Annotated in this window: 22 protein-coding genes, 1 tRNA gene and 2 pseudogenes; 19 read left to right on the top strand and 6 right to left on the bottom strand. The window is 71.1% G+C overall.

Going from position 1 to position 25,163, the window contains the following annotated elements; all coding sequences use genetic code 11:
- Positions 1 to 181 precede the first annotated feature (181 nt).
- Positions 182 to 1,834 carry a malate synthase A gene (aceB, locus tag JSY13_RS10260; protein WP_259606574.1) on the bottom strand — a complete coding sequence of 551 codons (1,653 nt, stop codon included), beginning with the start codon at positions 1,832 to 1,834 and terminating at the stop codon, positions 182 to 184.
- A gap of 122 nt (positions 1,835 to 1,956) precedes the next feature.
- On the bottom strand, positions 1,957 to 3,294 hold the full coding sequence (gene aceA / locus JSY13_RS10255) for an isocitrate lyase (RefSeq protein WP_259606573.1): 1,338 nt from the start codon (positions 3,292 to 3,294) through the stop codon (positions 1,957 to 1,959).
- Positions 3,295 to 3,431: 137 nt separating this feature from the next.
- On the opposite strand from aceA, the gene JSY13_RS10250 reads away from it, so the two are divergent.
- Positions 3,432 to 4,883 (top strand): XRE family transcriptional regulator, encoded by a 1,452-nt coding sequence (locus JSY13_RS10250; RefSeq protein ID WP_259606572.1) that lies wholly within the window; start codon positions 3,432 to 3,434, stop codon positions 4,881 to 4,883.
- An 11-nt stretch (positions 4,884 to 4,894) separates the two neighbouring features.
- Here JSY13_RS10250 and JSY13_RS10245 read toward each other — a convergent pair whose 3' ends face one another.
- Positions 4,895 to 5,212, bottom strand: a complete 318-nt coding sequence (locus tag JSY13_RS10245) for a hypothetical protein (protein ID WP_259608259.1) — start codon at positions 5,210 to 5,212, stop codon at positions 4,895 to 4,897.
- Here JSY13_RS10245 and JSY13_RS10240 point away from each other — a divergent pair.
- Positions 5,162 to 6,061: pseudogene (locus JSY13_RS10240) on the top strand (serine hydrolase domain-containing protein); the annotation flags it as partial. The gene JSY13_RS10245 and the pseudogene JSY13_RS10240 sit on opposite strands and share 51 nt — an antisense overlap.
- A 16-nt stretch (positions 6,062 to 6,077) precedes the next feature.
- On the opposite strand, the gene JSY13_RS10235 reads toward JSY13_RS10240, so the two are convergent.
- A complete protein-coding gene (locus JSY13_RS10235; RefSeq protein WP_259606571.1) occupies positions 6,078 to 7,592 on the bottom strand; it encodes a PucR family transcriptional regulator in 1,515 nt (504 codons plus the stop codon).
- A 93-nt stretch (positions 7,593 to 7,685) separates the two neighbouring features.
- On the opposite strand from JSY13_RS10235, the gene gabT reads away from it, so the two are divergent.
- From gabT to nusG, 9 genes are all read left to right on the top strand, one after another.
- Entirely contained in the window at positions 7,686 to 9,047 is a 1,362-nt protein-coding gene (gabT, locus tag JSY13_RS10230; RefSeq protein ID WP_259606570.1) for a 4-aminobutyrate--2-oxoglutarate transaminase, read from the top strand.
- 88 nt (positions 9,048 to 9,135) lie between these two features.
- A complete protein-coding gene (locus JSY13_RS10225; protein WP_259606569.1) occupies positions 9,136 to 10,557 on the top strand; it encodes a flavin monoamine oxidase family protein in 1,422 nt (473 codons plus the stop codon).
- Positions 10,554 to 11,441 (top strand): universal stress protein, encoded by an 888-nt coding sequence (locus tag JSY13_RS10220; RefSeq protein WP_259606568.1) that lies wholly within the window; start codon positions 10,554 to 10,556, stop codon positions 11,439 to 11,441. Before JSY13_RS10225 ends, JSY13_RS10220 begins: the two co-directional genes overlap by 4 nt.
- 8 nt (positions 11,442 to 11,449) lie before the next feature.
- The gene (locus JSY13_RS10215) at positions 11,450 to 12,991 is read left to right on the top strand and encodes an APC family permease (protein WP_259606567.1); all 1,542 of its coding nucleotides are present in this window, start codon (positions 11,450 to 11,452) and stop codon (positions 12,989 to 12,991) included.
- 28 nt (positions 12,992 to 13,019) lie between these two features.
- Positions 13,020 to 14,495, top strand: coding sequence for an NAD-dependent succinate-semialdehyde dehydrogenase (locus tag JSY13_RS10210; protein ID WP_259606566.1), 1,476 nt, complete (start codon positions 13,020 to 13,022; stop codon positions 14,493 to 14,495).
- Between the two features lie 183 nt (positions 14,496 to 14,678).
- Positions 14,679 to 16,040, top strand: coding sequence for an NAD-dependent succinate-semialdehyde dehydrogenase (locus JSY13_RS10205; protein ID WP_259606565.1), 1,362 nt, complete (start codon positions 14,679 to 14,681; stop codon positions 16,038 to 16,040).
- A gap of 294 nt (positions 16,041 to 16,334) precedes the next feature.
- Positions 16,335 to 16,407 (top strand) — tRNA-Trp (locus tag JSY13_RS10200).
- Positions 16,408 to 16,447: 40 nt separating this feature from the next.
- The gene (gene secE / locus JSY13_RS10195; RefSeq protein WP_259606564.1) at positions 16,448 to 16,717 is read left to right on the top strand and encodes a preprotein translocase subunit SecE; all 270 of its coding nucleotides are present in this window, start codon (positions 16,448 to 16,450) and stop codon (positions 16,715 to 16,717) included.
- Positions 16,718 to 16,779: 62 nt separating this feature from the next.
- A complete protein-coding gene (nusG, locus tag JSY13_RS10190) occupies positions 16,780 to 17,799 on the top strand; it encodes a transcription termination/antitermination protein NusG (RefSeq protein WP_259606563.1) in 1,020 nt (339 codons plus the stop codon).
- A 229-nt stretch (positions 17,800 to 18,028) separates the two neighbouring features.
- On the opposite strand, the gene JSY13_RS10185 is transcribed toward nusG, so the two are convergent.
- On the bottom strand, positions 18,029 to 18,427 hold the full coding sequence (locus tag JSY13_RS10185; protein ID WP_259606562.1) for a VOC family protein: 399 nt from the start codon (positions 18,425 to 18,427) through the stop codon (positions 18,029 to 18,031).
- 90 nt (positions 18,428 to 18,517) lie between these two features.
- Between JSY13_RS10185 and JSY13_RS10180 the strand changes: the two are divergent.
- The 7 genes and pseudogenes from JSY13_RS10180 to JSY13_RS10150 form a co-directional block, all read left to right on the top strand.
- Positions 18,518 to 18,682 (top strand): annotated as a pseudogene (locus JSY13_RS10180) (HTH domain-containing protein); the annotation flags it as partial.
- A gap of 335 nt (positions 18,683 to 19,017) precedes the next feature.
- Positions 19,018 to 19,503 (top strand): helix-turn-helix transcriptional regulator, encoded by a 486-nt coding sequence (locus JSY13_RS10175; protein WP_259606561.1) that lies wholly within the window; start codon positions 19,018 to 19,020, stop codon positions 19,501 to 19,503.
- 257 nt (positions 19,504 to 19,760) lie between these two features.
- Entirely contained in the window at positions 19,761 to 20,192 is a 432-nt protein-coding gene (gene rplK, locus JSY13_RS10170) for a 50S ribosomal protein L11 (protein ID WP_259606560.1), read from the top strand.
- A gap of 14 nt (positions 20,193 to 20,206) precedes the next feature.
- Positions 20,207 to 20,896, top strand: coding sequence for a 50S ribosomal protein L1 (gene rplA, locus JSY13_RS10165; RefSeq protein ID WP_259606559.1), 690 nt, complete (start codon positions 20,207 to 20,209; stop codon positions 20,894 to 20,896).
- Between the two features lie 258 nt (positions 20,897 to 21,154).
- Positions 21,155 to 21,964, top strand: a complete 810-nt coding sequence (locus JSY13_RS10160) for a transporter substrate-binding domain-containing protein (protein ID WP_259606558.1) — start codon at positions 21,155 to 21,157, stop codon at positions 21,962 to 21,964.
- Between the two features lie 3 nt (positions 21,965 to 21,967).
- A complete protein-coding gene (locus tag JSY13_RS10155) occupies positions 21,968 to 22,630 on the top strand; it encodes an amino acid ABC transporter permease (RefSeq protein ID WP_259606557.1) in 663 nt (220 codons plus the stop codon).
- Positions 22,617 to 23,402 (top strand): amino acid ABC transporter ATP-binding protein, encoded by a 786-nt coding sequence (locus JSY13_RS10150; protein WP_272653356.1) that lies wholly within the window; start codon positions 22,617 to 22,619, stop codon positions 23,400 to 23,402. The genes JSY13_RS10155 and JSY13_RS10150 overlap by 14 nt, the downstream gene beginning before the upstream one ends.
- Positions 23,403 to 23,490: 88 nt before the next feature.
- Here JSY13_RS10150 and JSY13_RS10145 read toward each other — a convergent pair whose 3' ends face one another.
- Positions 23,491 to 24,177, bottom strand: a complete 687-nt coding sequence (locus tag JSY13_RS10145) for a LysE/ArgO family amino acid transporter (RefSeq protein WP_259606556.1) — start codon at positions 24,175 to 24,177, stop codon at positions 23,491 to 23,493.
- A gap of 70 nt (positions 24,178 to 24,247) precedes the next feature.
- Here JSY13_RS10145 and JSY13_RS10140 point away from each other — a divergent pair, with 70 nt between their 5' ends.
- Complete coding sequence (locus JSY13_RS10140) at positions 24,248 to 25,144, top strand: LysR family transcriptional regulator ArgP (RefSeq protein ID WP_259606555.1); 897 nt, start codon at positions 24,248 to 24,250, stop codon at positions 25,142 to 25,144.
- Positions 25,145 to 25,163 lie beyond the last annotated feature (19 nt).

Below are 25,163 nucleotides of genomic sequence, written 5' to 3'. Positions count from 1 at the left end.
GTTGCGGCGAGGTGACATGTTCTTCACCGCCGCGGCGCGCGGTTGAGAGGACGGCGAAACATCGCCGTAACGCCGCGCATCCGGGGCCCGCGTGTGGTGCGGGCCCCGGATGGGGGTGCCGGCCGGTCGGCGAATGCGCCGACACCAGGCCGGGGTCGGCGGCTTCCGGGCGGGTTCTCGCTCAGTCGGTCTCGACGAGGTGACGGCTGTACGCGCCGGTGGTGAGGAACGCCGGGAATTCCTCGCGCAGCGCCACCTCGCGGAACACCTCGGCGGCGTCGTCGAAGCGGTCGCCGTCGGAGCGCGGGACGGATGCCAGCACGTCGGCGATGAGATTCTCGACGTACTCGACCGTGATCGGGGTGCCGTCCTCGGTGGTGCGGTCCTGGTGGATCCACTGCCACACCTGCGAGCGGCTGATCTCGGCGGTGGCCGCGTCCTCCATCAGGTTGTCGATCGCGACGGCGCCCAGGCCGCGCAGCCACGCCTCGATGTAGCGGATCGCGACCGAGACGTTGTCGTGCACTCCCTGAGCCGTGATCGGGCGCCCGATGTGCAGATCGATCAGGTCCTCCGCGCGCACGTGGACGTCGTCGCGCTGCCGGTCCAGCTGGTTCGGCCGGTCGCCGAGCACGGCGTCGAACTCGGCCTGGGCGGCCGGGATCAGGTCGGGGTGCGCCACCCAGGTGCCGTCGAAGCCGTCTCCCGCCTCGCGCTTCTTGTCCGCGGCGACCTTCTCCAGCGCCCGCGCCGTCACCTCCGGGTCGCGCCGGTTCGGGATGAACGCGCTCATGCCGCCGATCGCGTAGGCGCCGCGCTTGTGGCACGTCTTCACCAGCAGCTCGGTGTAGGCCCGCATGAACGGCACAGTCATGGTCACCTCGCTGCGGTCGGGCAGCACGAATCGGGCGCCGCGGCCGCGGTAGTTCTTGATGATCGAGAAGATGTAGTCCCAGCGCCCGGCGTTCAGGCCGGCGCAGTGGTCGCGCAGCTCGTACAGGATCTCCTCCATCTCGAACGCGGCGGGCAGCGTCTCGATGAGCACCGTCGCGCGGATGGTGCCGCGGGGGATGCCGACGTACTCCTCGGCGAAGGTGAACACGTCGTCCCACAGCTTCGCCTCCTCGCTCGACTCGAGCTTGGCGATGTAGAAGTACGGGCCGCGGCCCGCGTCGATGAGCGCCTGGGCGTTGTGCAGGAAGTAGAGCCCGAAGTCGACCAGCGACCCGGATGCCGCCATGGTGCGGCCGCTCCGGTCGGTGAACTCCAGGTGCTTCTCGACCAGATGCCAGCCGCGCGGGCGCATCACGATCGTCGGCGTGCGCTCGGCGGTGACGCGGTACTCCTTGCCGTCCGGGCTGGTGTAGGTCAGCTCGCCGCGGATGGCGTCGCGCAGCGACAGCTGCCCGCCGATCACGTTCTGCCAGGTCGGGCTGGTGGCGTCCTCCTGGTCGGCGAGCCAGACCCGGGCGCCGGAGTTGAGGGCGTTGATGGTCATCTTCGGGTCGGTCGGCCCGGTGATCTCCACCCGCCGGTCCTCCAGGCCGGGCCCGGCGCCGGCGACCCGCCAGTGCGGGTCCTGCCGGATGTGCGCGGTGTCGTCGCGGAAGCGGGGGTCGTGGCCGTTCCCGATCTCGAAGCGGCGCCGCATCCGGTCGGCGAGCCGGTCGTGCCGGCGGTGCGCGAAGCGGTGGTGCAGCTCGGTGAGGAAGGCGATCGCCTCCGGCGTGAGGATCTCGTCGTAGCGGTCGCGCATCGGGCCGGTGATCGTGATCGCCGGCCCCTGCCGGGTGGTCTCGATCGGGGTGGTCGGGGGTGCGGTGGGAGTGGTCATGATCGCGGTCCTTGTCTGAAACCGGTTTTGGGGCGGATTCCTGCGTTCGGGGCGGGTGTCCGCCGCCCCAAGGGTGAGAATCCGCCCCAAACCCGGGAAGTGAAGGGGATGGGGGTGGGGGCTCAGTGGAACTGGGCCGTCTCGGTGGAGCCGGCGAGGGCGAGGGTGGCGCTGTCGGGGTTGAGCGCGGTGGAGATGACGTCGAAGTAGCCGGTGCCCGCCTCGCGCTGGTGGCGCGTGGCGGTGTAGCCGGATGCCTCCGCGGCGAACTCGGCCTCCTGCAGGTCGACGTAGGCGCTCATGGCGCGCTCGGCATACCCGCGGGCGAGATCGAACATGGAGTAGTTCAGGGCGTGGAAGCCCGCCAGGGTGATGAACTGGAACTTGTAGCCCAGGTCGGCCAGCTCCTGCTGGAAGGTGGCGATCTCGGCATCCGAGAGGTGACGCTTCCAGTTGAAGCTCGGCGAGCAGTTGTACGCGAGCAGCTTGCCCGGGAATTCGGCGTGGATCGCGTTCGCGAACTCGCGGGCCAGCGCGATGTCCGGCTCTCCGGTCTCCACCCAGAGCAGGTCGGCGTACGGGGCGAAGGCCAGACCGCGGCTGATCACGGACTCGATGCCGGGACGGATGCGGTAGAAGCCCTCGCTGGTGCGCTCGCCGGTGGTGAAGGCGCGGTCGCGCTCGTCGATGTCGCTGGTGAGCAGATCGGCGGCGAGCGCGTCGGTGCGGGCGATGATCACGGTCGGGACGCCGGCCACGTCCGCCGCCAGACGAGCGGCATTGAGGGTGCGGATGTGCTGCTGCGTCGGCACCAGCACCTTGCCGCCCAGGTGGCCGCACTTCTTCTCGCTGGCCAGCTGGTCCTCCCAGTGGATGCCGGCCGCGCCGGCCTGGATGAGCGACTGGGCCAGTTCGTACGCGTTCAGGGGGCCGCCGAAGCCGGCCTCGGCGTCGGCGACGATCGGGGCCAGCCAGTCGCGGGTGACGTTCCCCTCGGCGTGCTCGAGCTGGTCCTGCCGCAGCAGGGCGTTGTTGATGCGGCGGACCACGGCGGGGACCGAGTTGGCCGGGTACAGCGACTGGTCGGGGTAGGTCTGCCCGGCGAGGTTGCCGTCGGCGGCGACCTGCCAGCCGGACAGGTAGATGGCCTTCAGCCCGGCGCGCACCTGCTGCACCGCCTGGCCGCCGGTGTAGGCGCCGAGGGCGCGGACGTAGTCCTCCTCACCGTCGGCACCAGCGACGTGCAGCAGATTCCACAGGTTCTCCGCGCCGCGGCGGGCCAGCGTGTTCTCCTCGCGGACCGAGCCGCGGATGCGGATGACGTCCTCGGCCGTGTAGGTGCGCTCCACGCCGTCCCAGCGGGGGTCGGTCTCCCAGCTCTCCCGGAGCTCGGCGGCGGTCTGGACCTGGTCCCCGGCGCGCAGGCCCGAGGCGGTGGCACGGTTCTCGGTGTTCGTCATCGATCTCTCCTCCGTGAGGTGTGAGCCGCGGATGCGGCGGGGCGTTGCATCCACTTTCCATGAAATCATGCGGCTGCGAAGACCGATTCCGGGGAGAAGTTCAGGCGAAATTCTGTTTCTGTGAGAGACTGGTGGCCATGACCACTATCGACGACGTGGACGAGGCCGACGCGCTGACCATCGGGCGCCGCATCCGCCGGCTGCGCACCGCGCGCGGGATGACGCTCGAGGAGCTCGCCGCCGCGGTCGGCCGCGCGCCGAGCCAGATGTCCATGTTCGAGACCGGCAAGCGCGAGCCGAAGCTGAGCATGCTGCAGGCCATCGCCCGCGCCCTCGGCGCCACGATCGACGCTCTGCTGGAGGGGGAGCCGCTCGATGAGCGCAGCGCCATGGAGATCGCGCTCGAACGCGCCATGAAGGGGCAGACGTTCCAGGCGCTCGGGATCTCCCCGTTCCGCATCGGCAAGCAGATCCCCTCCGAGGCGCTCGCCGCGATGCTCGCCCTGCACGGGGAGATCGAGCGGCTCCGCGACGAGCGGGCCGCGACGCCGGAGGAGGCCAGGCGTGCCAACGTCGAGCTGCGGCACCTGATGCGCCGTCAGGACAACTACTTCGAGGACCTCGAGCGCACGGCCTCCGACATCCTCGCCGCCGTGAAGCACCCGGGCGGGCCGCTCACCCAGCGCACCGCCTCGGAGATCGCCGCGCACCTCGGCTTCACGCTGCACTACGCCGCCGACCTCCCGCAGACCACGCGCAGCGTCGCCGACCTCGAGAACGGCCGGCTCTACCTCTCCCGCCACGTGCAGGAGAAGGGGGATGCCCGCGCGCCGGTGCTGCAGGCGCTGTCCAGCCGCATCCTCGGGCACGCCGAGCCGCGCAGCTACGCCGAGTTCCTGCGGCAGCGGGTGGAGACGAACTACCTCACCGGGGCGCTGCTGATGCCGGAGGCGCACCTCGTCCCGGTGCTGCAGGACGCCAAGCAGCGCCGGGCGATCTCGATCGAGGACCTCCGCGACGCCTACTCGGTGTCGTACGAGACCGCCGCGCACCGCTTCACCAACCTCGCGACCCGGCACCTGGGCATCCCGGTGCACTTCCTGAAGGTGCACGAGTCGGGCACGATCACGAAGGCGTACGAGAACGACGACGTGAACTTCCCGACCGACCGGCTCGGCGCCATCGAGGGGCAGATGTGCTGTCGGCGGTGGACCAGCCGGGTGGTGTTCGACGTCGAGGACCGGTTCAACCCGTACTACCAGTACACCGACACCGGCAACGGCACCTACTGGTGCACCGCCCGGGTCGAGCCCTCCAGCGAGGGGCTGCACTCGGTGAGCGTCGGCGTGCGCTTCGACGACACGAAGTGGTTCGTCGGGCGCGACACCCCCAACCGCGGTGTGTCGAAGCACTCCGTCGAGGTGTGCTGCCGGCGGGCCCCGGCCGAGCTCGAGGAGCGCTGGCGCGACAAGGCGTGGCCGAACGTGCGCACGCCGCGCACGCTGCTGGCGACCCTGCCGACCGGGGCGTTCCCGGGCGTGGACACGACGGACGTGTACGAGTTCCTCGAGGCGCACGCCCCTCGCTGAGCCGATCGGGGTCAGCCGGCGACGGCCGCCGCCTCGGCGCGCAGCACGCCCGGCTCCAAGCCGAGGGTCCACTCGGCCACGTCGGCGACGAAATGCACGTACGACCCCTCGGGGAAGGCGTTGCGGTTGTTCGCGTACGCGCCGATGCCGTCGATCGCGATGAAGATCCGCACGCACGCGGCGAACGGATCGTCGGTGCGGAAGTCCCCGGACTGCACGCCCTCCTCGATGAGGGCCACGAGGCGGTCGCGGTCGAGGGCCTCCTGCCCTCGGGCGGATCGGTCGTCGCCGAGTACCACCGGGAGGGCTGCGCGCGGGACGACCGGCACCTGCTGATGAGCGTCTCGAAGTCGCTGTGCGGCATCGTGGTGGCAGCCCTCGCGGCGGACGGCGCGATCGACCGGGTCCGCCCGGTGGTGCACTACCTGCCCGAACTCGCCGGCTCGGTGTACGACGGACCGTCGGTGCAGCACGTGCTCGACATGCAGATCGCGATCGACTACCGCGAGGACTACCTCGACCCGGCATCCGAGGTGCAGACCCACGACCGGTCGACGGGCTGGCGCACGCGACGCGCGGGGGATCCGCGGGACACCTGCGCCTTCCTCGCCACCCTGCGCGGGAGCGGCGAGACCGGTGCGTTCCAGTACTGCTCCGCGAACACCGACGTGCTGGCCTGGCTGGTCGAGCGCGTCACCGGGCTGCGCTACAGCGAGGCGCTGTCGGCGCTGCTGTGGCAGAAGATCGACGCCGACCGGGATGCCGTGATCACCGTCGACCCGTCCGGCTTCGGCTTCGCCAACGGCGGCATCTCCTGCACGGCCCGCGACCTCGCCCGGGTCGGCCGCGTGATGCTCGACGGCGGCGCCGCGCCGGGCGGCCGGGTGGTGCCGGAGGAGTGGGTGCAGCGGGTGCTTGGCGGCGGCGACCCGGCCGCGATGCGCGGCTCCGGGTTCGCGGAGACGTTCCCGGGCGGCTCGTACACCGACCAGTGGTGGTGCTTCGGCAACGACCGCGGCAACGTCAGCGGCATCGGCATCCACGGGCAGAACCTGTGGCTGGACCCGGTCACCGACAGCGTGATCGTGAAGTTCTCGACGTGGCCCGAGCCCGACACGGATGCCTGGCACGACCGGCAGACGGCCCTGCTGCTCGAGGTGAGCGCCGCGCTGGGCTGAACACGCGGGCGGGACCTCAGCGCGTCGCGCCTCGCGTGCCGGCGGTCTGCAGCGCCGCCCACAGCTCGGCACGCGCCGGGAAGCCGGACAGGTCGGCCGACAGGATGCCCGAGGCCTGCGCGATCCACGACCGCAGGGTGTGCCGGTGCACGCCGAGCGCCGCGGCGGCCGGCTCCAGGCGCGCGTCGTGCTCCAACCACGCGCGCAGTGCCCCCTCCAGGTCCGTTCCCGCCGCCTCGTCGTGACGGCGCAGCGGCGCCAGGCGCGCCTCGGCCGCGAGCCGCGCCTCGTCCGAGCCGAGCGCCGTCAGCAGGAACGAGGTCGCCGCATCCGCGTACCGGGACAGCCCGGGCCGGCGGCGGCGCAGGGCGGCGAGCGCCTGCGCGTGCGCGCGGGAGAAGGCCGCGTATCCCTCGGGCTCCGAGACGCCCAGGCGCACCCCGAACCGTTCCGCGAGCTCGGCCAGCAGCGGCTCGTCGTCGGCGTTCACGCACATCGTGAGCCCGTCCTCGGACTCCGCGGCGAACACCGCCACCCCGTCGTCCGTGCGACGGCGGTCCCACCACTCCAGGATCGCCGGGACGGGGGCATCCGGCTCCGCCACCGCCACCACCACCGGCGCGTGCGGCACCGAGCCGAGCACCTGCCGGGCCAGCGACGGGTCGTCGAGCAGGAGCGAGGCGAGCACCTGGCTGCGCAGTCGGCGCCGGGCCCGCTCCAGCTGCTCGTTCTGCTCCAGCGCGAGGCCGGCCATCGCGATCACCGAGGTCACCACGGCCCGCGCCTCCGGGTCCAGGGTTCCCACGGCGATCGCGATCACGCCGCGCAGGTGGCCGCCGCGCCCGAGCGTGAACAGCGAGAACACCGCGTCCCCGGCGACCAGGGACTGGCTGGCCTGCCCGCCGCGGGCGAGCAGCTCGGCGACCCGCGCGGAGAGCTCGGGTGCGGCCTCGGCCGCGAGGGACGGATGCTCGTGCACCAGCGCCCCGGTGGCGTCGAACATGCCCACCCACGCGTCCAGCCGGCGGGACAGCTCGGTCAGGGTCGCGTCCAGGCCCCGCGGTCGCAGCGCCGCGATCGCCAGGGCGCGCTGGGTCTCCAGCGCCCACGTGCGCCGCGCGTACGCCTGTGCCGCGATCGCCTCCGCGTGTGCGCGCGCGATCGCGATGAACGGCGTGCCGTACGGCACCTCGAACAGCGGCATCCCGCGGGCCGCGCACGCCGCGGCGAGCTCCTCCGGGATGCCGGAGCGGTGCACCTCGGTGCCGAAGCCCAGCCCGAGCACGCCGTGTCCGGCCAGTCGCGCGACGTACGCGTCCACGCCTGCCGGGTCGTCGTCGGCGAACTGGGTGCCGGTCGTGAGCAGCACGAGGTCCTCGGCCAGGAACGGGGTGGGATCGGCGAGATCCGAGCTGTGCACCCAGCGCAGCGGGTGGTCGAGCGCCGCCTCGGCGAGGGCGGACTCGTCCGCCACCAGCCGCAGGCCCAGATCGCGGCGCCGCAGCAGCGAGCGGAGGGTGGGCTGTTCCATCGGTGCTCCAGGATGTACGGTGCGGCGAAAGGGCCGTCTCGATTGTACAGTCCGGCGAATGCATCCCGGCCGGAGTCGACGTAGCCTCGGGGCATGACCCTCATCGACGCGGCTACGACCTCGCTTCCCTCCGGCGGCCCCGGGCTCCCCCAGGAGCGTCGCCTCGTCACCGAGCTCCCCGGCCCCCGCTCGGCCGAGATCCTCGCGCGCAAGGCGGATGCCGTGGCATCCGGCGTGGCGCACTCCATGCCCATCGCGACCGTCGCGGCCGGCGGCGGCGTCGTCGTCGACGCCGACGGCAACTCCCTGATCGACCTCGGCAGCGGCATCGCCGTGACCACGGTCGGCAACGCGCACCCGAAGGTCGCGGAGGCCGTCGCGGCGCAGGCGGCGCAGTTCACGCACACCTGCTTCATGATCTCGCCGTACGAGTCGTACGTCGACGTCGCCGAGGCGCTGAACCGCCTCACCCCGGGCGACTTCGCGAAGAAGAGCGCCCTGTTCAACTCCGGCGCCGAGGCGGTGGAGAACGCGATCAAGATCGCCCGCAAGCACACCGGCCGCCAGGCCGTCGTCGCCTTCGACCACGGCTACCACGGCCGCACCAACCTCACCATGGCGCTCACGGCGAAGTCGATGCCCTACAAGAGCGGCTTCGGTCCGTTCGCGCCGGAGGTGTACCGCGTGCCCGGCTCGTACCCGTTCCGCGACGGGCTCACCGGCGCCGAGGCCGCCAAGCGCGCGATCACCCTGATCGAGAAGCAGATCGGCGCCGGCAACCTCGCCGCCGTCATCATCGAGCCGCTCCAGGGCGAGGGCGGCTTCATCGTCCCGGCCGACGGCTTCCTCGAGGCCGTGGTCGCCTGGTGCCGTGAGAACGGCGTCGTCTTCATCGCCGACGAGGTGCAGACCGGCTTCGCCCGCACCGGCGCGATGTTCGCCAGCGAGCTGTTCGGCATCGAGCCCGACCTGATCACCACCGCCAAGGGCATCGCCGGCGGCCTGCCGCTGGCCGGCGTCACCGGCCGCGCCGAGATCATGGACTCCGCGCACGCCGGCGGCCTGGGCGGCACCTACGGCGGCAACCCGATCGCCTGCGCCGCTGCGCTCGCCGCGATCGACGCCTTCGAGAACGACGGGCTCCTCGAGCGCGCCCAGCAGATCGGCGAGATCCTCGTCGGCCGTCTGAACGCGATCCGCGAGAAGGACGCCCGCATCGGCGACGTCCGCGGCCGCGGTGCGATGATCGCCGCCGAGTTCGTCGACCCGGAGACGGGGGAGCCGGACGCTGCGCTCACCGCCGCCGTCGCCAAGGCCGCGATCGCCCAGGGCGTCATCGTGCTCACCTGCGGCACCTTCGGCAACGTCATCCGCTTCCTGCCGCCGCTGTCCGTCGGCGACGAGCTGCTGAACGAGGGCCTCGACGTCATCGCCGACGCCCTCGCCTCGGCCTGAGACCGCCGGCCGCGACCCGGGTCGGGGGATTCCGGGTTGCGGCCGGTTACATCTGTTCCCCCATATCCTCCGCATCCAAGGAGCCAGCATGACTGAACTCAGCCGCGACGTCGTCGTCGTCGGTGCCGGTGCCGCCGGTCTCACCGCGGCGAACGAGCTGCGCAAGGCCGGCCTCTCCGTGGCCGTGCTCGAGGCGCGCGACCGCGTGGGCGGACGCCTCTGGACGGACGTCATCGACGGCGCCACCCTCGAGATCGGCGGCCAGTGGGTCTCGCCGGATCAGGACGCGCTGAAGGAGACGCTCGCCGACCTGGGCCTGGAGACCTACTCCCGGTACCGCGAGGGCGACAGCGTCTACATCGGCCGCGACGGGAAGCTCACCCGGTTCACCGGGGACATCTTCCCGGTCGCACCCGAGACCGAGAAGGAGCTCGTCCGCCTGATCGACAAGCTCGACGCCATGGTCGCGCAGGTCGACCCGGACCGCCCGTGGGAGACACCGGACGCGGAAGCGCTCGACACGATCTCCTTCGAGCAGTGGCTCGCGAACGAGACCGAGGACCAGGAGGCGCGCGACAACATCGCGCTGTTCATCGGCCCCGCCATGCTCACGAAGCCGGCGCACTCGTTCTCCACCCTGCAGGCGCTGCTGATGGCGGCATCCGCGGGCAGCTTCACGCACCTGGTCGACGCGGACTTCATCCTCGACGAGCGCGTCGTGGGCGGCCTGCAGCAGGTGCCGCTGCGCCTGGCCGAGCGCCTCGGCGACGACGTGCTGCTGAACCAGCCGGTGCGCACCCTGGAGTGGGGCGACCCGTCGACCGGCTCGGCGTCCGGTGTCGTCGCCCGCACCGACGACACCACCGTCCGGGCCCGGTTCGCGATCCTCGCGCACGCCCCGGTGCTGTACAACCGCATCTCCTTCGTGCCCGCCCTGCCGCGTCGCCAGCACCAGCTGCACCAGCACCTGTCGATGGGCTTCGTGATCAAGGTGCACGCCGTCTACGACCGCCCGTTCTGGCGCGACAACGGCCTCTCCGGCACCGCGTTCAGCCCGTACGAGCTCGCGCACGAGGCGTACGACAACACCAACCACGGCGACGAGCGCGGCACCCTGGTCGGCTTCGTCTCGGACAAGAACGCCGACGGCGTGTTCCAGCTGTCCGCCGAGGAGCGCAAGGAGCGCATCCTCGAGTCGCTGTCGCACTACTACGGCCCTGAGGCGAAGAACCCGGTCGTGTACTACGAGAGCGACTGGGGCAGCGAGGAGTGGACCCGCGGCGCGTATGCGGCGAGCTTCGACCTGGGCGGTCTGCACCGCTACGGCGCGGACCTGCGCACCCCGGTCGGCCCGATCCACTTCGCCTGCAGCGACATGGCCGGCGCCGGCTACCAGCACGTCGACGGCGCGATCCGGATGGGTCGCCTCGTGGCCTCGAACATCGTCGAGGCCAGCCGCGCCAACGGCGACGCCGAGCAGCTCGCGGCGGCGGGGAGCGCCGAGCGGTGACCTCCTCGATCGTCGTCGGCTACACGGCGACGGATGCCGGGGCGGACGCCCTCGCCCTCGGCGCGCGCCTGGCGCGCGGCCTGGGCATGGCGCTCGACCTGGTGATCGTGCTGCCCGCCGAGGGGACCCGCAGCGCCGCCGTGCCGCCCGAGCGCGCCTACGAGGATCACGTGCGAGGGCAGGCCCAGCAGTGGCTGCGGGACGCCGCGGCATCCGTCCCCGACGACGTGGCCGTCACCGGCCACGTCCGCTTCGGCGACTCGTTCGCCGAGGGGCTGATCCAGGCCGGTGAGGAGTTCGACGCCCGGCTGATCGTCGTCGGCGCCGCCAACGGCAGCGCGTTCGGGCGTCATCGCCTGGGTTCGGTCGCCTCCGAGCTGGTGCACTCCTCGCCGATCCCGGTGGCCCTCGCCCCGGCCGGCTCGGCGCGCGACACCGACGTGACCACCCCGATCTCGCGCGTCACGGCGGCCGTGGGCACCCGAGCCGGCGCCGACGTGCTGCTCGAGGAGGCCGCCGCGCTGACCACGGCCAGCGGCGGCTCGCTGCGTCTCATCTCCCTCGTCCCGTTCGACGTGCCCGCCGGTCTCGACACCGGGACCATCACCCTGGTGCAGGGCGCGCACGGTGACGACGTGCTCACCCAGGCGCGGGAGGCCCTGCCCGAGGGCATCACCGCTGAGCTCGAGCGCGCCGCGGGCGAGAGCGTCGAGGTCGCCATCGCCCACCTGCCCTGGCAGCCCGGCGAGGTGCTGCTGGTCGGCTCCAGCCGCCTGGCCCAGCCCCGTCGTCTCTTCCTCGGCTCGACCGCCGCGAAGATGCTGCACGAGCTGCCCGTACCCATGATCGTCGTCCCGCGCACGCGGGCGGCCGGAGAGGCTTGAACCTTCCCATGTCCCAGTTCACGCACAACGACGTGTCCGACCCGGTCACCACCGGCATCTCGCAGAAGGGCCTGCGCGCCGGGGCGGTCGGCGTGCTCGGCGCCGTGGTCATCGGCGTCTCCACCATCGCCCCCGCCTACACCCTCACCGCGTCGCTCGGCCCGACGGTCGCGGTGGTCGGCACCCAGGTGCCCGCCATCATCCTGGTCGGCTTCATCCCGATGCTGCTGACCGCGTTCGGATACCGCGAGCTCAACCGCGTCATGCCCGACTCCGGCACCTCGTTCACGTGGGGCGTGCGGGCCTTCGGCCCGTGGATCGGCTGGATGACCGGCTGGGGCCTGGTCGCGGCCACAGTGATCGTGCTGTCCAACCTGGCCGGCATCGCGGTGGAGTTCCTCTTCCTGCTGATCGCCCAGCTCAGCGGCAACCCCGGCATCGCGGACCTCGCCTTCAACCCGCTCATCAACGTGTCCGTCTGCCTGCTGTTCATGCTCGGCGCCACGCTGGTGACGTACCGCGACATGCAGACCACCCAGAAGGTGCAGTACGTGCTCGTCGGCTTCCAGGTCGCCGTGCTCGTGCTGTTCGCGATCGTCGCGATCGTGAAGGTGGTCAACGGCGAGGCGCCGGAGCCGACCGCGTTCTCGTGGTCGTGGTTCAACCCGTTCGAGGTGCCCACGTTCAGCGCCCTCGCCGCCGGCCTCTCGCTGTCCATCTTCATCTTCTGGGGCTGGGACGTCGTGCTCACCATGAACGAGGAGACGAAGAACCCCGAGAAGACCCCGGGCCGGGCCGCGATGCTGACCGTGGTCGTCGTGGTGAGCCTCTACCTGCTGCTGTCGATCGGCCTGATCATGTTCGCCGGGGTCGGCACCGGCGCATTGGGGCTGGCGAACGAGGACATCTCGGCCAACGTGTTCTTCGCGCTGTCCGACCCGGTGCTCGGCCCGCTGGCGTTCCTGGTGTCGCTCGCCGTGCTGTCCAGCTCGGCCGCCTCGCTGCAGTCCACCGCCGTGGGCCCGGCCCGCACGCTGCTGGCGATGGGCTACTACGGCGCGCTGCCGCCGAAGTTCGCGAAGGTGAGCCCGCGGTTCTTCACCCCTGGCTACGCCACCATCGTGTCGGCGGTCGTGGCATCCGTCTTCTACGCCGTGATGCGCCTGCTCAGCGAGAGCGTCCTCACCGACACGATCCTGTCGCTCGGCATGATGATCTGCTTCTACTACGGGCTCACCGCGTTCGCCTGCGTGTGGTACTTCCGCCGGCAGTGGTTCGACTCGGCGCGGAGCTTCTTCTTCACGTTCCTGTTCCCGCTCGTCGGCGGCGGCATCCTCGCCGTGCTGTTCGTGACCACGCTGATCGACTCGATGGATCCCGCCTACGGCAGCGGATCCAGCATCGGCGGCGTCGGCCTCGTGTTCGTGCTCGGTGTCGGGATCATCCTGGCGGGCGTCGCGATCATGTTCTGGCAGGCGGTCCGCCGCCCGGCCTTCTTCCGCGGTGAGACGCTGAGCAAGGAAGCGCCGCCCAGCCTCACCCGCCGCTGACCCTCATCCCCACAGAATCGAGACGATTATGAGCACTGCACTTGCATCGACTGAACAGGACCTCCTCAGCCGCGTGCCCACCGGCCTCTTCATCGGAGGGGAGTGGATCGACGCCGAGGAGGGGCGCACCTTCGACGTGCACGACCCGTCGACCGGCGCCGTGATCCGTTCCATCGCCGACGCCACCCCGGCCGACGGCATCCGCGCCCTCGACGCCGCCGTGGCCGCGCAGGAGGCGTGGGCGGCGACCGCCCCCCGCACCCGCAGCGACATCCTGCGTCGCGCCTTCGACCTGGTGCAGGAGCGCAAGGAGGACCTGGCGCTGCTGATGACGCTGGAGATGGGCAAGCCGCTCGCCGAGGCGCGCGGCGAGGTCATCTACGGCGGCGAGTTCCTGCGCTGGTTCAGCGAGGAGGCGGTCCGGATCACCGGTCGTTACGGCCTGAACCCGGAGGGCACCGGCCGGATGGTCGTCTCGCAGCGACCGGTCGGCCCGTCGTTCTTCATCACGCCGTGGAACTTCCCGTTCGCGATGGCCACCCGCAAGATCGCGCCGGCCCTCGCCGCCGGATGCACGGTCGTCATCAAGCCCCCGGCGCTGACCCCGCTGACCACGATGTACTTCACCACGCTGCTGGAGGAGGCGGGCCTGCCCGCCGGCGTCGTGAACGTGGTGCAGACCTCGCGCTCCAGCGCGCTGTCCGGCCCGATCATCGCCGACCCGCGCCTGCGCAAGCTGTCGTTCACCGGCTCCACCGAGGTGGGCCGCAAGCTCATCTCGCAGGCCGCCGAGGGCGTGCTGCGGGTGTCGATGGAGCTCGGCGGCAACGCCCCGTTCGTCGTGTTCGAGGACGCCGACCTGGACAAGGCCGTGGACGGCGCCCTCGCGGCGAAGTTCCGCAACATCGGCCAGGCGTGCACCGCGGCGAACCGCTTCATCGTGCACAAGGACGTCGCCGAGGAGTTCGCGCGCAAGGTCACCGAGCGCGTGCAGGCGATGAAGGTCGGCCGCGGCACCGAGGAGGGCGTCGCCATCGGCCCGCTCATCGACGCGGATGCCGTCGCCAAGGCGTCCGAGCTGGTCGGCGACGCCGTCGAGCGCGGGGCGACCCTGCTCACCGGCGGCAAGGCGCTCGAGGGCGAGGGCACCTTCTACCAGCCCACCGTGCTCACCGACGTGGTCGCCGGCAGCGCGATCCTGCGCGAGGAGATCTTCGGCCCGGTGCTGGCGATCGCCACGTTCACCGACGAGGCCGAGGCCGTGCGCCTGGCGAACGACACCGAGTACGGGCTGGTCTCGTACGTCTACACCGAGGACCTCGCCCGCGGTCACCGCATGATCGACGCGCTGGAGACCGGCATGATGGGTCTCAACGTGGGCGTCGTGTCCAACGCGGCCGCGCCGTTCGGCGGCGTCAAGCAGTCCGGCATCGGCCGCGAGGGCGGGTTCGAGGGAATCCACGAGTACCTGTCCACCAAGTACACGCTCATCCCCAACAGCTGACTCCGTCGCGGGCGGCGGTCCCGGTCGCGGAGCGGCTGACACCGGCGACCGAGACGAATCGCACATCATCCCCCGGTCGTTGAGCGAGGGAGCGCAGCGACCGAGACGAAACGCACACCATCCCCCGGTCGTTGAGCGAGGGAGCGCAGCGACCGAGACGAAACGCACACCACAGGAGAGAAAATGACCGACTACGCCGTCGTCAATCCCGCCACCGGCGAGACCGTGGCGACCTACGACACCTTCACCGACGCCCAGATCGACGACGCCGTCGCCCGGGCCGCGGCCGCCGCGGCGACCTGGGGCGCCACCGCCCCCGCCGAGCGCGCTGCGGTGATCCGCCGCATCGCGGAGCTGCACCGGGAGCGCCGCGAGGAGCTCGCCGCGATCATGGTCCGCGAGATGGGCAAGCCGATCGCGGCGGCCCTGGGCGAGGTGGACTTCGCCGCCGACATCGTCGAGTTCTACGCGGACAACATCGACAAGATCACCGGCGACCAGCCCCTCGACATCCTCGGCGAGGGGACCGCGGTGATCCGCCGTGCGCCGCTGGGCGCACTGCTGGGCATCATGCCGTGGAACTTCCCGGCCTACCAGGTCGCGCGCTTCGCCGCGCCGAACCTCGCGGTGGGCAACACGATCATCCTGAAGCACGCCCCGCAGTGCCCGGAGTCCGCGGCCGCCCTCGAGGCCATCTACTCCGACGCCGGCCTGCCGGACGGCGGCTACGTGAACGTGTACGCCACGAACGAGCAGGCCGCGGCCATCATCGCCGACCCGCGCGTGCACGGCGTCTCGGTCACCGGCTCCGAGCGCGCCGGTGCGGCCGTCGCCGAGGTGGCTGGCCGCAACCTGAAGAAGGTGGCGCTCGAGCTCGGCGGCTCCGACCCGTTCATCGTGCTCTCCACGAACGACCTCGACGCGACCGTGCAGGCCGCCGTCGACGCCCGCCTGGACACCAATGGTCAGTCCTGCAACGGCGCGAAGCGCTTCATCGTCGTCGACGAGCTGTACGACGCGTTCGTGGAGAAGTTTGTCGCCTCGCTCTCGGCGGTGAAGGCGGAGGACCCGACCCAGGAGGACACCGTCCTCGGCCCGCTGTCGTCGCTCGCCGCCGCCGAGCGCCTGCAGGAGCAGATCGACCGCGCCGTGGCGCAGGGCGCGACGGTGCTCACCGGCGGCACCCGCGACGGGGCGTTCTTCGCCCCCACCGTGCTCGCCGACGTCACGCCGGAGATGGACGTGTACCGTGAGGAGCTGTTCGGCCCGGCCGGGGTCGTGTACCGCGTCGCCGACGAGACGGAGGCCGTCAAGCTCGCCAACGACACGCCGTTCGGGCTGGGCTCGTACGTGTTCACCACGGATGAGGAGCAGGCCGAGCGCGTCGCCAACAGCATCGAGGCGGGCATGGTCTACGTCAACCTCGTCCTCGCCGACAGCCCCGAGCTGCCGTTCGGCGGCGTCAAGAGAAGCGGCACCTCGCGGGAGCTGGGTCTGCTGGCCGCCGACGAGTTCGTGAACAAGAAGCTCATCCGCAAGGCGTGAGATCGGACCGGAGGGGGCGGATGCCGCGCGGCATCCGCCCCCTCCGGCGTTCCCGCGCACCGTCAAGGTGCGGTGGGCACCGCGCGATGCTCCGCCGTGCCCATCCGCCGTCGCGTCGCGGCAACCGGATCACGCCTGGGCATCGTCACGCGGAGAGCGAACGCGCGCGGAGCCGCCTCGGTTCGGAGCGGGGGTGCGCATGGCGTACACTGGACAGGCAGTTGTCCGATACTTTCGCCGTGCCCGGGATCCGGTCGCGAGGAGGATGAGGACCCAGGGATCCGACGGATCTCTAGGGCGGTAGCTCAATTGGCAGAGCAGCGGTCTCCAAAACCGCAGGTTGCAGGTTCGATTCCTGTCCGCCCTGCGCGTCAGCGCGATGCTGACTCACGAAAGGTACACGCAGGATGGATCAGGACGAAGCGCGCGGCGAGGTCGTCACGGCCGGGGCAGGAGCCCTGCGCGACTCGAAGCTCGGCTTCTTCGGCCGCATCGCCCTGTTCTTCCGCCAGGTGATCAGCGAACTGCGCAAGGTCGTCACCCCGACCCGCAAGGAACTGGTCAAGTTCACGCTCGTCGTGCTGGTGTTCGTGCTGATCGTGATGGGTCTGGTCTCCGGCCTCGACTGGCTTTTCGGAATGCTGACCCACTACGTGTTCGGAGTGCCCGGCAGCTGACGCACCCTTCGACGGGCTCAGGGACCGCCTGCCAGCCGTCGCAGTGAACGGAAAGAAGCAACGTGTCTGAACGATATTCCGACGACGCAGACTGGGCCACCGCGGCAGAGCAGTCCAGCGAGGAGGACGAGGCCCAGGAGGGCAACGTCCTCGCAGAGCAGGAGCGCTCGTCGACCTCGGCCGAGCACATCGCCCTCCACATCGAGGGCGACGGCGAGGAGTTCGACGGCGCGGACGAAGACATCGACATCGAAGACCCGGAGGCGGACGCGATCGTGAACGACGCTCTCAACCTGGACGAAGCGGCTGAGGCTGAGGCCGCCGCTGAAGTCCTCAACGATTCGGTCGCCGAAGAGGCCGCCGAGCTCGAGGCCGCGGCCGCGGACGAAGTGGACCCGTACGACGGGCCCGACGTGAACGGCGACGCGGAGACCTCGGACGACGAGTCCGACGCGGAGGAGGACCCGTACGAGGCCTTCCGCGCCGAGCTTCGGATGCTGCCCGGCAAGTGGTACGTGATCCACTCCTACGCCGGCTTCGAGCGCAAGGTGAAGGCCAACATCGAGCAGCGCAAGTCGACGCTCGAGGTCGAGGACGAGATCTACCAGGTCGAGGTCCCGATGGAGGACGTCGTCGAGATCAAGAACGGCCAGCGCAAGATGGTCAACCGCGTGCGCATCCCCGGCTACGTGCTGGTGCGCATGGAGCTGAACGAGGACACCTGGTCGGTCGTGCGGCACACGCCGGGCGTGACCGGCTTCGTCGGGAACGCGCACAACCCGACCCCGCTGCGCTTCGAAGAGGCCTTCAACATGCTGAAGCCGCTCGTCGAGGTCAAGGACGTCCCCACCGCGAAGTCCATCGCCGCCAAGGGCGGCACCGCGGTCGCCCGCCCGGTGCTGGCCGAGGTCGACTTCGAGGTCGGCGAGACCATCACGATCAAGGAGGGCTCGTTCGCGGGTCTTCCCGGCACGATCAGCGAGATCAAGCCGGAGAGCGGCAAGCTCACCGTGCTCGTGTCGCTGTTCGAGCGCGAGACCCCGGTCGAGCTGTCGTTCGACCAGGTCACCAAGATGCTCTGACGGTTCTGACCCGTCACTGGAACGGCCGCTCCTCCGGGGGCGGCCGTTCCTGCATCCGACGGCCGTCGGCGCCGTCGTGACGGATCGGGGGTCGACACGCCAGTTGGCGGGTTACATCGCCGAACCCGACCGACATGTGGCGTGTCGACCCCCGAAGTGGTTGCCCGGGACGCGTGCGCCGCCGCATCCGTGCGAAGCGCCCGGGGCACGATGCGCCGGCGGATGCTCGTCAGCCGGCGTGCCGTGCGGCCCAGTGCGGACTCTGGACGAGGCCCAGCAGGTTGCCGAACGGGTCGCTGACGGATGCCGACCACCAGCCCTCGCCCCGCTGCGTGACCGGGTCGAGGGGCTGCGCCCCGAGCGCGATCAAGCGGTCGAAGGCCGCCCGGATGTCATCCACATGCATGCTGACGAGCGCGCCGCCGGGCTGCGGGAGAGCAGGTCGGAAGCGCGCGTCCATCAGGGCGAGTTCGTCCTCGTCGTCGCCGAAGCGCCACTCGGCGTACTGGGCGGGGCCCTGCTCGGGGCGGACGAAGTACGGCGGCGCGTCGAACACGCGGGTGTACCAGTCGATGGCGGCGGCCATGTCGTCGGCCACGAGGTTGAGGTTGGCGAGTCCACGGAACATGTCGGTTCTCCTTCTGGCGAGGTGCGGATGCTTCTATGCTCGACGTTGAAGTGATCACCCCTTGATCACTTCTCGCGGGACGGATTCCGAATGCGCGCCGATCGCCTCATCCAGGCGCTGCTGCTGCTGATGCAGGGGCGCGCCCGGATCACGGCCGCCGAGCTCGCGGCCGAGCTCGAGGTCTCGGTGCCGACGGCGCGCCGCGACCTCGAGGCGCTGGCGATGGCGGGCGTGCCGATCTATCCGACCCGGGGGAGGGGCGGGGGCTGGCAGCTGATCGGCGGGGCACGCACCGACCTGACCGGCCTCACCGAGACCGAGGTCACCGCTCTTCTGGCCGGTCTGACCCAGAGTCTCGGGGCAGGACCTGACCGCGTGGCCGCTCTCCGCAAGCTCGTCCGCGCCGTCCCCGCGCCCTTTCGTGAAGGAGCGCAGCGGATCGCCGAGGCGACCGTGCGAGACGTGCCGTGGGGTGAGAGCTCCGCGCCCGACGACCCCGCCAAGGTGGCGGTGCTGCAGCGAGCGATCGCACGGCGCATCCGCGTGCGGTTCGACTACGACGGCTCACGGGTCCGGCGACGGCCGAACTCGTGCCGCTCGTCGTGGGCAGCCGCGGTGCACGCTGGTACCTGCTCGGCGCGCCGGCGCAGCGCGGGACGGATGCCGCCGACGAGAGCGGACTGCGCACCTACCGCGTCGACCGTCTCTCGTCGCTCGAACCGCTCGACCTACCCGGACTGCCGCCGTCCGACTTCGACGCCGCCGCGACGTGGGCGCGCATGGTCGAGCGGGTGGAGGGGTTGCGCGGCGCTGTCCGTGCCGTCGTGGAGGTCGACGCGTGGGCGGTGCGGGCGCTGTGCGACCGCTTCGGGGTGCAGGCCCGCCTGCTCGACCACGGCGCGAGCGCCGAGGCGCCGAGCCGGGTGCGGGTGGAGGTGAGTGCGCATCGCGCGGACGCGCTCGCGGAGCAGCTGGCGGGCTGGGTCGACGTGGCGGAGGTCGTCGAGCCGGCCGAGGTCCGCGTCGCGCTGCGGATGCTCGGGGAGCGCATCGTGGCGCGATACCGCGACGCGTAGCATCCGGCGGCCCCGTGACGAATCGGGGGTCGACACGCCGGTTGACGGACCACATCGCCGGATCCGACCGAGGTGTGGCGTGTCGACCCCCGAAGTGGTTGCCGCGGATCGGCGCGGACTCGAGCATCCGCGCCGATCCGGTAGACTGTTGTGGTTTGTGTGCGCGCTCATGCGTGCGCGCAGGCGACCGCGGTCCGGAGATGCCGGATTCGCGGGAGAACGGATGCCGCGGCATCCGCTCGACGAAAGGAAAGAGAATGGCACCGAAGAAGAAGGTGACCGGCCTGATCAAGCTTCAGATCAACGCCGGTGCCGCCAACCCGGCGCCGCCGATCGGCCCCGCGCTCGGTCAGCATGGCGTCAACATCATGGAGTTCTGCAAGGCGTACAACGCCGCGACCGAGTCGCAGCGCGGCAACGTCATCCCCGTGGAGATCACCGTCTACGAGGACCGCAGCTTCACCTTCGTCCTGAAGACCCCGCCGGCCGCGGAGCTCATCAAGAAGGCCGCCGGCCTGCAGAAGGGCTCGGCCACCCCGCACACCACCAAGGTCGGCAAGCTGACCAAGGAGCAGGTGCGCCAGATCGCCGAGACCAAGCAGCCCGACCTCAACGCGAACGACATCGAGGCCGCGTCGAAGATCATCGCCGGCACCGCCCGTTCCATGGGCATCACGGTCGAGGACTGAGGGGGATAGGAACAATGGCTACCAAGTCCAAGGCTTACAAGGCTGCCGCCGCGAAGATCGAGGCGGACCGCTACTACACGCCCACCGAGGCCGTCGCTCTGGCGAAGGAGACCGGTTCGGCGAAGTTCGACTCGACCGTCGAGGTCGCGCTGAAGCTCTCGGTCGACCCGCGCAAGGCCGACCAGATGGTGCGCGGCACCGTCATGCTCCCGCACGGCACCGGCAAGACCGCCCGCGTCATCGTGTTCGCGAACGGCCCGGCCGCTGAGGCCGCTCTCGCCGCGGGTGCGGACGAGGTCGGCGGCACCGAGCTCATCGAGAAGGTCGCCGCCGGCTGGACCGACTTCGACGCCGCCGTCGCGACTCCGGAGCTCATGGGCCAGGTCGGTCGTCTCGGCAAGGTGCTCGGCCCCCGCGGCCTGATGCCGAACCCGAAGACCGGCACCGTCACCCCGAACCCGGCCAAGGCCGTCGAGGAGATCAAGGGCGGAAAGATCGAGTTCCGCGTCGACAAGCACGCCAACGTGCACTTCATCGTCGGCAAGGCCTCGTTCTCGGCCGAGCAGCTCGACGAGAACCTGAAGGCCGCGCTCGAGGAGATCGTGCGCCTGAAGCCGTCCAGCTCGAAGGGCCGCTACATCCAGAAGGGCGCCGTGTCGACCACGTTCGGCCCCGGCATCCCGCTGGACGTCAACGCCATCTGACGCTGACACCCGGCACGAAGAGCCCTCGCCTCGGCGGGGGCTCTTCCGCGTTCCGGGCGCCGGTGCCGTCCCCACCGGTGCCCGGTCCCGCGGGTGCCCGGTCCCGCAGGCGCCCCGTCCCGCGGGCACCCGGTCCCGCCTGATGTCACGCGCCGTCACAGGATGCGGCCGGGCCGCCGCAACCCGCGTACGCTGGATCACGCGCGAACGCGCCCTCATCCGAGAGCGCCGCCTCACCCGAGACACAGGAGATCGCCCATGGTCCGCCGCCTCACCGCCGTCGCAGCCCTCGCCGTCACCGCCCTCGCCCTCGCCGGGTGCGGCGGCAGCTCCGAGCCGAGCAGCACCGCGGATGCCGGCGGCGACGACTTCGGACTGGTCACCCCCGGCACCCTCACCGTCGCCACGGAGGGCACCTACCGTCCGTTCAGCTACCACGAGGACGGCGGCACCGGTGACCTGGTCGGCTACGACGTGGAGATCATCGAAGCGGTCGCCGAGAAGCTCGACCTCGAGATCGAGTTCAAGGAGACGCAGTGGGATGCGATCTTCGCAGGACTCGACGCCGGGCGCTTCGACCTCATCGCCAACCAGGTCACCATCAACGAGGAGCGCGAGGCGAACTACCTGTTCAGCGAGCCGTACACCGTCTCTCCGGGCGTCATCGTGACCCTCGAGGACGACGACTCGATCTCCTCCTTCGACGACCTCAAGGGCAAGACCACCGCGCAGTCCCTCACCAGCAACTGGTACGACCTGGCCGTCGAGTCGGGCGCGAACGTGGAGGCCGTCGAGGGCTGGGCGCAGGCCGTCGCCCTGCTGCAGCAGGGGCGCGTCGACGCCACGATCAACGACAAGCTCACCTACCTCGACTACGAGAAGACCGACGGCCCGACCGGGCTGAAGATCGCCGCCGAGACCGTGGAGGCCGGCGAGCAGGCCTTCGTCTTCACCAAGGACAAGAAGGCGCTGGTCGAGGCGATCGACGGCGCACTGGAGGAGCTGCGGGCCGACGGGACGCTCGCCGAGATCAGCGAGAAGTACTTCGGCGCCGACGTCACGCAGTAGCGGATGGACGGCTGGGAGCTCTTCCTCGGCTCGCTGGGCCCGCTGGCGCTCGCGGGCATCACCGGGTCGATCCCGCTCGCGGTGATCTCGTTCGCGCTCGGGCTGGTCATCGCGATCGGGATCGCGCTGATGCGGATCTCCACCCGGCCGCTCGTCTCGGGCCTCGCCCGGGGCTACATCTCCGTCATCCGCGGCACGCCGCTGCTCGTGCAGCTGTTCGTGATCTTCTACGGCCTGCCCTCGATCGGGCTCCTCGTCGACCCGTGGCCGAGCGCCATCGTCGCCTTCTCGCTGAACGTGGGCGGGTACGCCGCCGAGGTGGTGCGCGCCGCGATCCTCTCGGTGCCGAAGGGGCAGTGGGAGGCCGCCTACACCGTCGGGATGGGGCGGGCCCGGACCCTGCGCCGGGTGATCCTGCCGCAGGCGGCGCGGGTGTCGGTGCCGCCGCTGTCGAACACGTTCATCTCGCTGGTGAAGGACACCTCGCTGGCATCCCTCATCCTCGTCACCGAGCTGTTCCGGATCGGTCAGCAGATCGCCTCGTCGACGCAGCGGTTCATGATCGTGTACCTCGCCGCCGCCCTGGTCTACTGGGTGATCTGCCTGGTGCTGTCCGGGCTGCAGAACCTGCTGGAGAAGAGGCTGGATCGTCATGTCGCGCGATAGGACGTTCGGCGGCACCCCGCTGCTGACCGCACAGGGCCTGCACAAGAGCTTCGGCGGCACCGAGGTGCTCAAGGGCATCGACCTCACGCTGCACCGCGGCGAGGTGGTCGTGCTGATCGGCCCCAGCGGCTCCGGCAAGACCACCGTGCTGCGCTCGCTGAACGGCCTCGAGATCCCGGACGCCGGGACGCTGTCGATCGCCGACACCCGGGTCGACTTCGCCGGCGGCATCACCCCGGCCGAGCGCTTCGCGCTGCGTGATCGGTCGGCGATGGTCTTCCAGCACCACAACCTGTTCCCGCACATGACCGTGCTGCAGAACGTGATCGAGGGTCCGTGGCGGGTGCAGCGGCGGCCCAAGGACGAGGTGGTCGCCGAGGCGCAGCAGCTCCTCGCCCGCGTCGGGCTCGAGGGCAGGCAGGATGCCTATCCGCACGAGCTCTCCGGCGGGCAGCAGCAGCGGGTGGGCATCGTGCGCGCCCTCGCCCTGCGGCCCGAGCTGCTGCTCTTCGACGAGCCCACCAGCGCCCTCGACCCGGAGCTCGTCGGCGAGGTGCTCCTGGTGATCAAGGAGCTGGCCGACGAGGGCTGGTCGATGATCGTCGTCACCCACGAGCTCGGCTTCGCCCGCGAGGCCGCCGACCACGTCCTCTTCCTGGATCACGGCGTGGTCGTCGAGGAGGGGCCGCCCGCGCAGCTGTTCACGGCTCCCGCGCACGAGCGCACCCGCCGGTTCCTCACCCGCATCCTGCGCCCGCTCGACGGCGGGTAGGTCGGGAGCCCGACGACCGTCGGTCGGGAGCCCGACCACCGTCGGTCGGGGCCCGACGACCGTCGGTCGGGGCCGGCCGCCGGCCGGGTCAGCCGCCGAGGACCGGCAGCACCAGGCCGATGCCGAGCACCACCATGACCACGGCGATCCCGGCATCCAGCATCCGCCACGCCCGCCGCGTGCGCAGCCAGCGTCCGAGGTGACGCGCGCCGAAGCCGAGCCCGGCGAACCACAGCACGCTCGCCGTCATCGCCCCCGCCGCGAACAGCCAGCGCTCCTCGCCGTGCGTCGCGGCCACCGAACCCAGCATGAGGACCGTGTCGAGGTAGACGTGCGGGTTCAGCCAGGTGAGCGCGAGCACCGTGCCGATCACGGGCGCCAGGCGGGTGCGGGTCATCGTCGCGGTGCCGCCGGATGTCGGAGCGGATGCCGCGCCGGCGTCGGCGGTCGAGAGGCCGGCGGAGGAGGGGGAGGCGTCCACCTGCAGGCTGCCGTCCCCGCGCCAGGCGCGCCGGGCCGCCATCACGCCGTAGGTCACGAGGAAGACCGCGCCCGCCCAGCGGGCGATCGTCACCAGCCACGGCGCCTGCTGCACGATGTAGCCGAGGCCGGCCACACCGGCGGCGATGAGCACGGCATCCGACACCGCGCAGATCACGACCACGGGCAGGACGTGCTCCCGCCGGAGGCCCTGGCGCAGTACGAAGACGTTCTGCGCGCCGATGGCGACGATGAGGGAGAGGCCGAGTCCGAGACCCGCGAGAACGGTGAGCATGCCTCCACGCTAGGTCGCCGTTCACATGAACACCAGTTATGAATCCTGTCTCGGCATTAGCATGATTCATGTGCAGATCGACGCCCAGCTCGCCGCGACCGTCGCCGCCGTGATCGACGAGGGCAGCTTCGACGCCGCCGCGCGGCGCCTACATGTCACGCCGTCCGCGATCAGCCAGCGGATCAAGGCCCTGGAGCAGCGTCTCGGCCGGGTGGTGCTGGTGCGCTCCAAACCGGTGCGCGCCACCGAGGCCGGGGAGGCGCTGGTCCGCCTGGCGCGGCAGATCGCGCTGCTCGAGCACGACACGGTCACCGCGTTCGGCCTGCGCCCGGACGGCGGCGAGGCGCCCCGCATCCGCATCCCGCTGGCGGTGAACGCCGACTCGATGGCGACCTGGTTCCTGCCGCCGATCGCCCGCCTGGCCGAGGAGCACGACGTCGACTTCGACCTGCACCGCGACGACCAGAACTACACCGCGCGGCTGCTCGAGTCCGGGGAGGTGATGGCGGCGGTCACCTCGGAGGCGAAGCCGGTGGGCGGATGCCTCGTCACCGGCCTCGGCGTGCTGGAGTACCGGCCGATGGCCACGCGCGCGTATGCCGAGCGCTGGCTGCCCGACGGCGTCACCCCGGAGGCGCTCGCCCGAGCGCCGTTCGTCGACTTCGACCGGCGCGACACCCTGCAGCACGACTGGCTGCGGGCGCGCGGCGTGGACCCGTGGGCGGTGCCGCGACACTACGTGCCCGCCTCGTACGACTTCGCGAGGGCGGTCGAGCTCGGGCTGGGGTGGGGGCTCATCCCGGAGCCGCAGGCCTCGCCGGCATCCGCCGATCTCGTCGACCTCGGCGGCGAGCCGACCCGCGTGGCGCTCTACTGGCAGCAGTGGAATCTGCGCTCGCCGCTCCTCGACGCGATCGGCGCGGAGATCGCCGCCGAGGCGCGCCGCAGGCTCGCGCCGCTGCGCTGACCGGGACTCCAGGCGCCGC

It is taken from the genome of Microbacterium neungamense, assembly GCF_024971095.1.
GTDB classification, from domain to species: Bacteria; Actinomycetota; Actinomycetes; order Actinomycetales; family Microbacteriaceae; genus Microbacterium; species Microbacterium neungamense.
Note: the sequence above shows the minus strand (reverse complement) of the source record. Positions and strands in the feature narration are given on the sequence as shown.